Consider the following 11,974-nt stretch of genomic DNA (forward strand, 5'->3'; position numbering starts at 1 on the left):
TCAGCCCATCTCCCGGGCCGCCTCGGCGGCGTGGTAGCTGGAGCGCACGCGCGGGCCGCAGAACATGTGCCGCACGCCGAGGCCCCGGCCGTATTCCGCCAGCTCCTCGAACTCGTCCGGGTGGACCCAGCGGACCACCGCCGGATGCTCCCGGCTGGGCCGCATGTACTGGCCCACGGTGATCATGTCGCAGCCCACGCCCGCCATGTCCGCCAGCACCCGCCGCACGTCCTCCATCTCCTCGCCCAGGCCGAGCATGAGCCCGCTCTTGGTCGGGATGGCCGGGGCCGCCGCCTTGGAGCGGCGCAGCAGCTCCAGGCTGCGCTCGTAGCGGGCCTGGGGCCGGATGCGCGGATAGAGTCCCGGCACGGTCTCCACGTTGTGGTTCAGCACGTCCGGCGCGGCGTCGAGCACCAGGCGCAGGGCGGCCTCGTCACCCTTGAAGTCCGGGATGAGCACCTCCACGGCGCAGCCTGGATTGCGCTCCCGGATGGAGCGGATCACGGCCGCGAAGTGCCCGGCCCCGCCGTCGGGCAGGTCGTCGCGGGTCACGGAGGTGACCACGGCGTAGGACAGGCCCAGCCTGGCCACGGCCTCGGCCACGCGGCGCGGCTCGTCCCGGTCCGGGGGCTCCACGCGGCCGGGATGGATGTTGCAGAAGGCGCAGTTGCGCGTGCAGACCGCGCCCAGCACGAGAAACGTGGCCACATGGCGGGAGTAGCACTCCCACTTGTTCGGGCACTTGGCCCCGGTGCAGACCGTGTTCAGGTTCAGGTCGCGGGTCAGGGCCTCGGTGGCGGCGAAGGCCGGATCACGCGGCAGATTGACGCGCAGCCAGGGCGGAATCCGGGAAGAGTCCCAGGAAGTGTCGCGAGAGTGCATCCTTGACGTCCTTCATGTCGATGTCGCGTCCGGTCTCCAGGGCCAGTGAGGTGGGCCGGGCCCCGGACAGTCCGCAGAGGGTGATGAGCTCGAAGAGGGAGAGGTCGCGGCCCACGTTCAGGGCCAGTCCGTGAAATGTGACCCAGTGTTTGACCCCGATGCCCATGGAACAGATTTTCCGCTCCCCGACCCAGACGCCGGGGCGGCCTTCCCAGCGTCCGGCGTCCACGCCGAAGTCCCGGCAGACGCGGATCACGGCCTCCTCCATGTCGTTGAAGAAGGCCCGGATGCCGCCCGGGCGGCGCTCCACGCGGAAGACCGGGTAGCCCACGAGCTGGCCCGGGAAATGACAGGTGATGTTGCCGCCGCGCCCGGTCTTGGAGAGCGTGATGCCGCGCTCCTTCAGAAAGGCCTCGGGCACGTGCAGGTTCTCCAGGCCGCCCTGATGCCCCAGGGTGATCACCGGCGGGTGCTCCAGGAGATAGAGGGTGTTCTCCGCGCGCTCCTCGCGCACGGCGGCGAGCGTCTCCAGTTGCAGGGCCTCGGCCTCGGCGTGGTCGATGAGCCCGAGATCAATGATTCTCACGACCGGACCCCCGGCAGGGGCAGGATCACGGCCCCGGACTTTCGATCGCGCTCGGGTTGATCCGGGAACGTGGCCGCAATGCCCCGACCCGGCGGCAGACCGCGTTCTCCGGTCGGGAAGCGCAGCAGCGTCAGTCCCTGGGCCGAGCAGGCGTACTGGCCGCGGAAGCCGAGCGGCAGGTCGAAGGCCTCGGACACGCCGCGCACACGGTTGGGCTCGGGCTCGAAGCCCTGGGTCAGGAGAAGGAACGAGAGCGAGAGATTGCGTTTGGTCAGGTCGGCCTTGGCCGTGAGCCGGACCAGCCATTCCGGCGCGCCGGTGGTGTCGAAGTTGAAGTGGCACCAGGGCGCCGGCTCGCGGCCGGGCATGGGGCAGCGCCGCAGATGCGGGCAGGGGGCCTGGGGATGCAGGCCCAGCTCCAGGCAGGCCCCGCGCAGGGCCGAGAGAGCCCGGCCCGCCTCACGCGTACCCGGCTCCACCAGGAGCGCGCGGCCCCCCGGGGCCAGCCCCTTCTGCAGGGTGGCGGCCAGGCGCGCGGCGTCCTCGTCGAGGTCCGGGCGGCGGGTCCAGGCCAACTCGTTGAGCGTGTTGGCCAGCACGAGCAGGTCGGCCCGCTCACGCAGATGCATGCCGAGCGCGCCCTTGACCAGGGTGATCTTCCAGGGCGGCTCGCCACCGGCCAGCTTGCGCAGCAGGTCCAGGCCCGAGCGCATGGGCTTGGGCGTGCGGTCCACGCAGACTACGTTCAGCCGCCGGGAGCGCAGCTCGGGCCGGGAGAGCCAGAGGGCCAGGGGCACGGTGAGCGGGCCGGAACCGTAGTCCACCAGGGTGGCGCCTTCGGTCAGGTCCAAGGAAAGCCCGGTGAACAGGCGGCCCAGGCGGTAGAGGTTCCAGGGCAGGAAGTAGCGCAGATAGGCCGAGAGGGTGCGCGGGTCGCCCATGTAGTCGCGGCCCAGGTCGTCGCGGTCCTCGGTGAGCAGGGAGGAGAGCAGGCGGATGTTGCCGGGCAGGTCCGCGCGGTGGCGGGCCTTCAGCGGCAGGACCGCGTCCAGGGCCGGGCCCAGGTCCGCCATATCCTTGCGGACGGCGGGGGGCAGGGGGGGGAAGAGATTTTCAGGAAACATGGCGGAAGATCATGCGCTCCAGGTAGCGGGCGTCGAAGCCGGGTTCATTGGTCAGATCGATGGCCTGGACCACCTTGGGCAGGTCCAGCACGGCGCGGCGCGCGTCCGTGTCCACGGCCAACAGCTCGGCTCCGGCCAGGGAGGTGTTTCCGGCCACGCGCACACGCGGCGGGAGTCCGGGAGGCAGGAAGCCCAGGCGTTCCAGGTCGGCGGGACGGGCGTGTTCGGCCACGGCCCCGGCCAGATGCACGGCGGCCAGGGCCGTGGGCGTGAGCCCGGCCTCGGCCAGAAGCCGGGAGAAAGCCAGGTTGAAGGCGGCCTTGAGCTTGAGGATCTCCTCCACGTCCGAGGCCGCCAGGAACAGGTTTGGGAGAATACGCAACACCGGCTCCCCGGCCTCGCGGTCCAACCCGTGGCCGATCTTGCGGGCCAGGGGCGTGTCGCCCTGGGTGAAGCGGCCGGAAGCGTCCAGCAGGCCGTTGGCCAGGAGAATGGAGACCAGGGAGAGGTAGGCCGGGCCGGTGAGCCCGGGGGTATCGCCGGGGGCGGGCGGGGCGTCGATGAAGCGCGGGACGAGTCCCGCCGGGCCCAGGTCGAAGAGCTCCACAGCGCCGGGTCCGGCCGTGCGGCCGAAGCGCAGGCCCACACCCTCAAGGGCCGGGCCCAGGGGTACGCTGGCGCAGAGCAGTTCGCCGGGCGAGAGGGCCAGGATGAACTCGCCGTTGGTGCCCATGTCGGCCAAAAGAAAGGGGTACTCGGGTGCCGCGCCTGGGGCCAGCATGAGGGCCGCCAGCCCGGCGCTCAAGTCGCCGCCCACGAAGGGCGCGAAGAGCGGCGGGATGAAGGCCGGGGGCAGGTCCGGGGCCAGTTCGCGCACGTCGCCGCCCGCGTAGTCCAGGCGGTAGGGCGCGCCGCGCAGGCCCTTGGCGTCCAGGCCGAGCAGGATCAGGGTCATGGCCGGGTTGCCCGCCACCACCAGGGACTCCGGCCGCGCGGGCAGATCCCGTATGATCTCCCGCAGGCGTTCCAGAACGAGGTCGCGCAGCACGGCCGCGCCCTCGGGACGGGCCGCGAAGGCCAGCCGGGACATGACCTCCGAGCCCAGGCCCATCTGGGGATTCAGCCCCCGGCCCCGGGCCGCGACGCGACCTTCGGCCAGGGCGGCCCAGTGCAGGGAGGTGGTGCCCAGGTCCACGGCCAGGGAGAGGGGGCCGGGCCCGGCGGTGAAGGCCGTGGCGTAGGGCTTCTCCCCTCGGGGTTCGGGCAGGGCCAGGGAACAGGGCGCGGCCGGGCGGAGGCAGGAGAGCCGCCAACCCTGGGCCAGTTCCCCGGCGGAGAGGCGTTTCTCTTCGGCGGCCAGCACGGGCGGCGGGTCGGCCAGGAAGCGCACCCGGCACAGGCCGCAGCGCCCCAGGCCGGAGCATAGCGGCAAACCCCGGAAGGGCCCGGCCAGGAACAGGGCCTGAGCCAGACTCAGGGCGGAGTCGGGCCGAAGGGTCAGCTCACGGCCGTCGAAGGTCTGCACACGGATGGTTTCGTTCATGGATGAAGGGGCGTTCGCGCCGTGATCCGACACCTAGCCCATGGGGCGTGAACTGTAAATGCCGGGCCGGTTCAGGCCGCCAGCCGGTCCACGGCCCGGCGCAGGTGCGCCAGCCAGAGATCCACCAGCTCCGGATAGTCGCCGGCGCCCTTGAGTTCCACCCGGCAGTTCAGACCCGCCTGGGTGAGGCGGCCGCGCCAGGAGTCCGGGCCGTCTCCGGCCAGATCCTGGGTGGCGTGGTATCCGGCCCCGAAAAGGAAGGGCAGGAGCAGGACCGAGCGCGTTCCCTGGGCCAGGAGCCGGTCGCGCAGAACCTCGATGCCCGGCTCGGATTCCAGCAGGCCCAGGTGCAGGCCCGGGTCGCGGCGGCGCAGGGCCTCGTCCAGGCGCAGATAGAGGGCGTTGCCCGGGTGGGCTCCGCCGTGTCCCATGAACAGCACGGCCTCGCCGCCGTCCGACGGGAAGCGGGCCGCGAGAATATCGGCCACGCGCTCCACGTCGCGTTCATCGGCCATGAGCGGGCCGCTCAGCTCCACGCGCAGGTCGGAGGCTGCGGCGGCCTCGGTCATGCCCGAGTATTCCTCGCCGGGCACTATGTGCAGGGAGAGCAGGGCCACGCGGCGGAAGCCCTGGCCCTTGAGCTTGTCCAGGGCCGCGGGCACGGAGTCCGCAGTCTCGCCGTTGCGGTTCAGGTGGTGACGCACGGCGCGCGAGGTGTAGGCCACGGCGCAGACCGTGTCCGGGTAAGCCGCGCGTACGCGTTCGCGGAGGCGTTCGACGGCGGCTCGGGCCCCGGCCTGCCGGGAGCCGTAAGCCGCCAGCAGGATGGCCAGGCTCATGTTGTTCGTTTCCGCACCAGGATCAGGGAGAAGTAGTGGGGGTCGTCGGGCGCGTCGTCCAGATTCTCGTGGACCAGTTCGCCCGGAAGTCCCACGCGGGACACAAACACGGACGACCCCGCCAGGTCAAGACGGGAAAGTGTTTCTCGTATCTCCTGCAGGTTGCGGTAGGCCTTGAGGATCACCGCGTTGTCCGCACAGGCCAGGAGTTTTTCCAGTTTTTCCGCCGAGCAGACTCCGGGGATGACGAGCAGGCTCTCCTCGGCCTCCACCAGGGGCTGGGCCACCCGGGCGGCGGCGGCCTGGTAGGAGGTGATCCCGGGTACGATCTCCACCGGCGGCATGGGGCCGGTCTCGGCCAGGGTGCGCAGGAGGTAGCCGAAGGTGCTGTAAGTCAGCGGGTCGCCCAGGGTCAGGAAGGCGGCGTCGCGGCCGGAGTCGAGCACGGCTCGGGTCTTCTCGGCGTTGGCCCGCCAAGCCGCCTGCTGCAGAGCCCGATCGCGGGTCATGGGGAAGTCCAGACGCAGGATTTCGGCCGTGGCGGGCAGATGCGGAGCCGCGATCTCCAAAGCCCGCGAGGCGTCGTTCTTGGGCGAGGCCGCGCCGAGGATCACGTCCACCCGGTTCAGCAGGCGCACGGCCTTGAGGGTCAGCAGTTCGGGGTCGCCCGGGCCGATGCCCAGGCCATAGAGGGTACCCTGCTTCATGGCTTCGCGCTCCCCTTGACGCCGTCCTGGAACCGGCCGGGATGGAGGAAGCGGGCCAGGGTCTCCACGGCCTCCACATTGCGCGGGCCGGGGCGGGAGAAGAGCAGTTCGTTCACCACCAGCACGCGGCCCTGGCGCACGGCGCGCAGTCCCTTGAAGTTGGGCCGCTCCCCTGGCGGCACGGGGTTGCGGTTCATGGGCCCGCGTTGGAGCACATAGGCGTCCGGGTCCAGGCGGAAGACCTCCTCCTCGGAGAGCCGGGCCAGCTTGTCGTCCAGGGGCACGGCGTTTTTTCCTCCGGCGGCCCGAATCACGTCGTCGATCATGGAGCCGCGCCCGGCGGCCAGTAGATTTGGATAACGGATTTCAAAGAGCACCGTGGAGTGTCCGTCGCCGTCCACGACCCGGGCCACGGCCTCCAGACGGGAGCGCAGGGACTGCTCCAGCGTGGCCGCTCGGCCGGGCTCGCCGCAGAGAACGCCCAGACGCTGGAGCACGGAGAAGAGTTCCGCGAAGGAGCGGGCCTCGAAGAAGGCCGTGGTCAGGCCGAAGCGCTCCAGGTCGCGCAGCGGCGCGGCTGCCTCGGCCCGGCCCCCCATCTGGAGCACGAGGTCGGGCTTGAGGGCCACGATCATCTCCACGTTGGGCCGCATATGCGTGCCGATGACCGGCCGGTCCAGGATCGAGGCGGGCAGCTCGTCGGCTTGGGTGCGGGCCGTGATGCGCTCGGTCAGGGCCATGCCGTCGAGCATTTCGTTGAAGGCGCCGTAGAGGGCCACGATGCGTTCGGCCGGAGCGGCCAGCCGCACCTGGCGGCCCAGGTCGTCGGTGATCTCAACGGGTCCGGCCAGGGCCGGGAGCGTCGTGAGGCAGAGAACCAGCGCCGGGAGCCAGATGCGCCTGAGGCAGGCCCAGGAGCGGGTGGCGGGAGACGAGGATGCGCGTTTCATATATCTCCGAGAGATGGGTTTCGGTGAAAACGTCATGCACCGGGCCGTCCAGGGCCACCCGGCCGTTCTTGAGGAAGATCAGGCGGCGGCAGGTCAGGGCGGCCAGGTTCAGGTCGTGGATGGCCGAGACGGCCGTGAGCCCGGCGGCGTTGCGGCGCAGGAGCAGTTCGGCGGCTTCGGCCTGCCGGGCCGGGTCCAGGCCGGAAGCGGCCTCGTCCAGAAGCAGGAGGTCGGCCTCCTGGGTCAGGGCGCGGGCCATGAGCACCCGTCGCCACTCGCCGCCGGAGAGCTCGTCGGCCCGGCGGTCCGCCAGGGCTTCGCCGCCGGTTTCCTCCAGGGCGTCCAGCGCCTTGTCCCGGTCCTCGTCGGTGTAGCCGCCGAGGAAGGAGACGCGGGCGTAGCGGCCCATGAGCACCACGGAGAGGACCTTGAGCCCCGGAGGTTCGGCGTGCTGGGGCACGGAGGCCGCCAACCGTGCCCGTTCCCGGGGCCGCAGGGATTCCAGGGGCCGTCCGGCCAGGGTCACGCGGCCTTCCAGCGGGGGCAGGGCCCCGGCCAGGGTGAGCAGAAGGGTGGTCTTGCCCGAGCCGTTGGGGCCCATCAGGCCCACCAACCCGCCGGGCTCCACCGTCAGGTTCAGATCGCGCAGCACGACCCGGTCGCCGTGGCCCACGCTGACGTTCTCCAGGCGGATCACGCGGCCTCCGCGCGGCGCTTGAGCAGCAGGCAGAAGAACGGGCCGCCGAGCAGGGCCGTGAGCACGCCCACGGGGAGTTCCACGCCGCCGGGCAGGAGGGTGCGGGCCAGGACGTCGGACCAGAGCAGAAGCAGTCCGCCCAGGAGCGCGGCGTTGAGCGTCAGGGGGCCGTGCTCCGCGCCTTGGATGCGGCGTACGAGGTGCGGCACCACCAGGCCCACGAAGCCGATGACCCCGGACACGGCCACGGCCGCGCCGGAGAGCAGGCTCGCGGCCACCAGGAGCAGGAGCCGGGAGCGGTCGGCGTTCAGGCCCAGGAGTCGGGCCTGGGCCGATCCCAGGGAGAGCAGGTCCAGCTCACGGGCCTGGGCCAGGATGATCGTCGAGCCGAGCGCCAGGTAGGGCAGATAGACGAGCACGTGGCCCCAGCCCCGGCCTTGGAAGCTGCCCATGATCCAGAAGACGATGCCCGAGACCGAGGACTCGTCCAGGGCCTTGAGCAGGGCGATGCAGGCCGAGAGGAAGGTGGCCGTGACCACGCCCGCCAGGACCAGGGTTTCGCGGCGCAGCTCCCTGCCGGAGCGGGCCAGGGCCAGGACCGCCAGCAGGGCGGCCAGGGCTCCGAGCAGGCCGAAGAAGGGCAGGGGATCGGCCAGGGGCAGCAGGGCCGGGGCCGAGAGCCCCAGGGCCAGGGCCAGGGAGGCCCCGAAGGCCGCGCCCGTGGAGACTCCCAGGGTAAAGGGGTCGGCCAGGGGGTTGCGCAGGATGCCCTGGAAGGCGGTTCCGGCCAGGGCCAGGCCCGCGCCCACGGCGTAGGCCAGGACCGCGCGCGAGGCGCGGATGCCGAGGACCACCGTGGCCAGGGCCGGGTCCGGCGGGGGGGAGGCCAGACCCAGGCCCGAGGCCAGGATGGTCAGCGCCTCCCGGGCCGGAATCGGCGCGGGACCGGGGAGGCAGGCCAGCACGATGGAGAGCGGGCCCGCCACGGCCAGGGCCAGCGCGGCCCGGGAGGCGTTGGTCACTTCATTTCCTTGAGGGCCTTCACGGCGTCGCGCAGGTGCTCCAGCCAGAGCGCGGACACCGCCGGGGTCTCGGCCAGGCCGCGCAGCACGGGCGTGGTCTGGATGCCCAGGGCCTTGATCCGGGAGGCGAAGGAGTCCTCCTCCTTGCCCGCCATGTCGTTGTGGGCGTGGTCCCCGGCCACGGCCATGAGCGGCACGAGGCGCACGGAGCGGACGTTGTCGCGCTTGAGCAGGGGCAGCACGTCGTCCAGGGCGGGCACGCCCTCCACCGTGGCCACGAAGGCGGTGGGGTCGAGCGTCCAGAGCTGGTACTGCATGGCCGGGTACATGGCGTTGGCCGGGTGCTCGGTGCCGTGGCCCATGAACAGCACGGCCTCGCCTTCCTTGCGGCCGGACTGGGACTCGAGCAGGGCCTTGGCGGCCAGCTTCAGATCCTCGGGAGCGGAGAGCAGCGGGCGGCCCAGGCTGATGGCGCGCAGGCCCTTGGGCATGCCGTCGAAGCGCTTGACCGTCTCCTCCAACTCGGTGAACTCCTCGCCGGGGATGCTGTGCAGGGACTGCACGGCCACCCGGGTGTAGCCGTCCTCGGCCAGCTGGGCCAGGGCCAGGGCCGGGGAGCCCGGATGGGCGGTCTTGGCCTTGGTCAGCTTGTCGCGGATGATCCGCGAGGTCCAGGCCCAGCGCACCTCCACGCCGGGGAAGGCCGCGCGCGCCTGGGCGTCGAAGGCCTTGAGCGCCTTCTGGCCCTCGGGCATGCTGCTGCCGAAGGCCACCAGGAGGATGGCCTCCTTGTCGGGGCGGGAGTCGCCGTGGGCCAGGGCCGGAACGGCCTGGGCCGAGAGAAGCAGGAGAAGCGCGAGCAGGGAGAGCAGCGGTTTCAGGTGCCGCATGGAAAACCTCCGAAGGTGGAGGGGCTCGGTTGGGAAGGGGAAACAAAAACCCCTTTCTCCAGTATGGAGAAAGGGATTCCCGTTTTTACCCCTTCCAAGAGGTTCGGCCGCCAAAGCCCCGTGGACGCCGAACCGGCCTCGACACCTCCAGGCAGGTCTTCCGACTCGCTTCACCTGTCCCGGCCTTCCCAGGTTTCCCCAGTGGCCGTCGCGGGGACGGGCTGTTCATGAAGCTCACGGCGGCGGGACCGCTCCCGATTCGCACGGGATTCCCTATGAAGCCCTCGCGGGCGCCTGAAGGAGTCTTTCGTCTATCCTCGGCCGGGAAGGGCTGTCAAGGACCGTTCGGAGGCCGCCGGCGGGGGCTGCTGTTCCAGAAAGTGGCGCAACAGTTCCTCGACGTTCACGACCACGGCGTCGGATTCGCCCATCATGCCGAGTCCCAGGATGGGCAGGGCGAAGATGTCCTGCACGGGCACGGTGAAGCCGGTGATGACCACCTGCTGCTGGCGCAGCACCTCGTCCACGAGGATGGCCGCCCGGGCGTCGCCCACGCGCACCACCACGGCCTGGCTGCGGGCGACGGGCCGTCCGTCGGAGGGGATGTCCAGGAAGCGGTCCAGCCGCAGCAGGGCGTGGACCTCACCGCGCACGTCCACGGTCTCACGGCCGCCGGGAAGGGCTACCACGTCGCGCTCGGCGGGGGCGTAGATCTCAACGACGTCCCGGCTGGGGATGAGGAAGACCTCCTGGCCCAGGCGGCAGACCAGGGCGTCCACGATGCCTTCGTCGGCCGAACGCGAGAGCGGGATGGTGATGGTGAAGGTGGCGCCCTTGCCGAGGTCGCTCTCGATGAGGATGTCGCCGCCGAGCCCCACGCGGATGGCGTTGACCACGGCGTCCATGCCCACGCCGCGACCGGAGACGTCGGTGATCTTCTCGGCGGTGCTGAAGCCGGATTTGAGGATGAACTGGAGTATCTCGGCCTCGGGAAGCTGGTCGGACTCCTTCATGAGCCCCTTTTCCACGGCCTTCCGGCGGATGCGTTCGGGATCCAGGCCCCGGCCGTCGTCGGAAACGAGCAGATAGGCGGTCTCGCCCTTGCGCAGGGCCGAGAGCCGCACCGTGCCGGTTTCGTCCTTGCCCAGGGCCGCGCGTTCTGCGGCGGGCTCCAGACCGTGGTCCAGGGCGTTGCGCAGCAGATGCACCAATGGTTCGTTGAGGGACTCCACGATGGACTTGTCCAGGGCCAGATCCTCGCCTTCGATCTCGAAGCGGACCTTCTTGCCGATCTTCTGGCTCAGGCTCTTCACCAGCCGTTGCATGGGCGCGACGATCTGCTTGAGCGGCACGAGCCGGATGGCTTCCACCTCGGTCTGGAGGCTGCCGATGACCGTGTCCATGTCGCGGAGCCCGGCCAGGGTCTTGGCCATGTCGCCGTTTCCGGCCTGGGAGATGACCGCGTAGGTGACCATGAGCTTGCCCACCAGTTCAATGAGCTTGTCCAGGCGGTCCGTGCCCACGCGCACCGAGGCGATGGCTTGGCGGGCGTGGGCCTGAGCCTCGTGGACCTTGTCCTGGGCGTGCTCGTCCTGGTGTTCCTCGGGATGCTCGGCGGGGGCGGTTTCCGCCTGGACCGGAGGCGCGGCTGGGATGGGCGCGTCCACCTGGGCCGGGGCCAGCTCCTTGCCGGAGCGCAGTACGCCCGCGCCCTGCTCGAGGAAGCCGGCCAGGGCGTAGAGCAGCTTCTTGTGCGCCTCGCAGACGCCCAGGAAGGCCGAGACAATGTCCTGATTCATAGGGGTGATGCCGTCGGCCAGCATGTCCAGGAGGGTGATGACCTGGGCCGAGGGAAGCTTCACATGCGAGAGTCCGAGCCGCTCCATGACTTCAGCGGCTTGGCCCGAGCCGGATTCCAGGTCCAGGACGCCCTGCTCCAGGGTTTCGATGCACTGCTGGATGCTGTCGAGCATGGGCCCCTCACTGTCCAGGCGGCGGTGGGCAAGCCGTCTGGAAATAGTCCTCCGCCGAGGCGAAGGCCTGCAGGGCCCGATCCAGACCCCAGGAATAGAACACGCTGCGGCAGTCGAAGCTCAGGCCGGTCACGGCTATTTCGCGTTTTTCGGCCAGGGCGGCCAGGGCTTCCCAGGCCGCCGAACCCACGGTGAGCACGCCGGAGAAGTCCAAAAGCACTCGTCCGCCCTCGGGGATGGCGGCCACGGCTCGGGTCAGGGTGTCGCGCTCGGGCCCCAAGTGGATGCGCCGGGCCAGGATCCGCAGGACCATGATCCCATCGCGTGCCTCGATCTCCACCCGGGCCTTGGCCTCGGCGGCGGTCGGGCCGCCCGGTCCGGATGCCTGGCGCAGGAGTTCGAGCATTTCCGTTGTTTCAGCCTCGTCCGGCGCGCCCTGCTCACGGATCTGCTCGATGACCGTGAAGATCATGTTCACGCCGAGGGAGAGCAGGGTCACGTTCTGCTCCGTGGGCTCGACCTCGCCGGATTGGATTTTCTTGAGGTAGTCCTCGACCTTGTGGGTGAAGCGGGAGGCGGCCTCGAAGCCGGTCATGAAGCCGGTGACGCCCTTGATGGTGTGCAGCGGGCGGGCGAGTATCTCGATGCCGCCGGGAATGTCGCCGGCCTCGAGCAGCCCCAGCCCTTCCATGACCTGGGGGGAATATTTGTCGTTGACCTCGGAGAAGAACTCCTCGACCAAGGCGTCGTCTTCGCCCATG

At 70.6% G+C, this 11,974-nt stretch carries 12 protein-coding genes and 1 riboswitch; all 12 genes read right to left on the reverse strand.

From position 1 onward, the window contains the following. Complete coding sequence (lipA, locus tag H587_RS0104660; protein ID WP_027175277.1) at positions 1–882, reverse strand: lipoyl synthase; 882 nt, start codon at positions 880–882, stop codon at positions 1–3. Beyond that, positions 812–1,468: a lipoyl(octanoyl) transferase LipB gene (gene lipB, locus H587_RS0104665; protein WP_027175278.1), complete on the reverse strand. Its 657-nt coding sequence runs from the start codon at positions 1,466–1,468 to the stop codon at positions 812–814. Before lipB ends, lipA begins: the two co-directional genes overlap by 71 nt. Further along, the gene (locus H587_RS0104670) at positions 1,465–2,592 is read right to left on the reverse strand and encodes a small ribosomal subunit Rsm22 family protein (RefSeq protein WP_027175279.1); all 1,128 of its coding nucleotides are present in this window, start codon (positions 2,590–2,592) and stop codon (positions 1,465–1,467) included. The genes lipB and H587_RS0104670 overlap by 4 nt, the downstream gene beginning before the upstream one ends. After that, on the reverse strand, positions 2,582–4,135 hold the full coding sequence (locus H587_RS0104675) for an ASKHA domain-containing protein (RefSeq protein ID WP_027175280.1): 1,554 nt from the start codon (positions 4,133–4,135) through the stop codon (positions 2,582–2,584). The genes H587_RS0104670 and H587_RS0104675 overlap by 11 nt, the downstream gene beginning before the upstream one ends. Before the next feature lie 71 nt (positions 4,136–4,206). Next, on the reverse strand, positions 4,207–4,974 hold the full coding sequence (locus tag H587_RS0104680) for a sirohydrochlorin cobaltochelatase (protein WP_027175281.1): 768 nt from the start codon (positions 4,972–4,974) through the stop codon (positions 4,207–4,209). Then, entirely contained in the window at positions 4,971–5,681 is a 711-nt protein-coding gene (cobI, locus tag H587_RS0104685) for a precorrin-2 C(20)-methyltransferase (RefSeq protein WP_027175282.1), read from the reverse strand. Before cobI ends, H587_RS0104680 begins: the two co-directional genes overlap by 4 nt. Next, positions 5,678–6,631 (reverse strand): ABC transporter substrate-binding protein, encoded by a 954-nt coding sequence (locus H587_RS0104690; RefSeq protein WP_156904447.1) that lies wholly within the window; start codon positions 6,629–6,631, stop codon positions 5,678–5,680. The genes cobI and H587_RS0104690 overlap by 4 nt, the downstream gene beginning before the upstream one ends. Continuing rightward, positions 6,516–7,328: an ABC transporter ATP-binding protein gene (locus tag H587_RS0104695; RefSeq protein ID WP_027175284.1), complete on the reverse strand. Its 813-nt coding sequence runs from the start codon at positions 7,326–7,328 to the stop codon at positions 6,516–6,518. Before H587_RS0104695 ends, H587_RS0104690 begins: the two co-directional genes overlap by 116 nt. After that, positions 7,325–8,350, reverse strand: coding sequence for a FecCD family ABC transporter permease (locus H587_RS0104700; RefSeq protein ID WP_027175285.1), 1,026 nt, complete (start codon positions 8,348–8,350; stop codon positions 7,325–7,327). Before H587_RS0104700 ends, H587_RS0104695 begins: the two co-directional genes overlap by 4 nt. Continuing rightward, positions 8,347–9,240 (reverse strand): sirohydrochlorin cobaltochelatase, encoded by an 894-nt coding sequence (locus H587_RS0104705; RefSeq protein WP_027175286.1) that lies wholly within the window; start codon positions 9,238–9,240, stop codon positions 8,347–8,349. Before H587_RS0104705 ends, H587_RS0104700 begins: the two co-directional genes overlap by 4 nt. 133 nt (positions 9,241–9,373) lie before the next feature. Beyond that, a riboswitch (cobalamin riboswitch) is annotated at positions 9,374–9,553 on the reverse strand. Then, the gene (locus H587_RS0104710) at positions 9,552–11,213 is read right to left on the reverse strand and encodes a chemotaxis protein CheA (RefSeq protein WP_027175287.1); all 1,662 of its coding nucleotides are present in this window, start codon (positions 11,211–11,213) and stop codon (positions 9,552–9,554) included. (Overlaps the previous riboswitch by 2 nt.) A gap of 7 nt (positions 11,214–11,220) precedes the next feature. Further along, on the reverse strand, positions 11,221–11,973 hold the full coding sequence (locus H587_RS0104715) for an Hpt domain-containing protein (protein ID WP_027175288.1): 753 nt from the start codon (positions 11,971–11,973) through the stop codon (positions 11,221–11,223). Position 11,974 lies beyond the last annotated feature (1 nt).

This window comes from Desulfovibrio aminophilus DSM 12254 (assembly GCF_000422565.1).
Classification (GTDB): Bacteria; Desulfobacterota; Desulfovibrionia; order Desulfovibrionales; family Desulfovibrionaceae; genus Aminidesulfovibrio; species Aminidesulfovibrio aminophilus.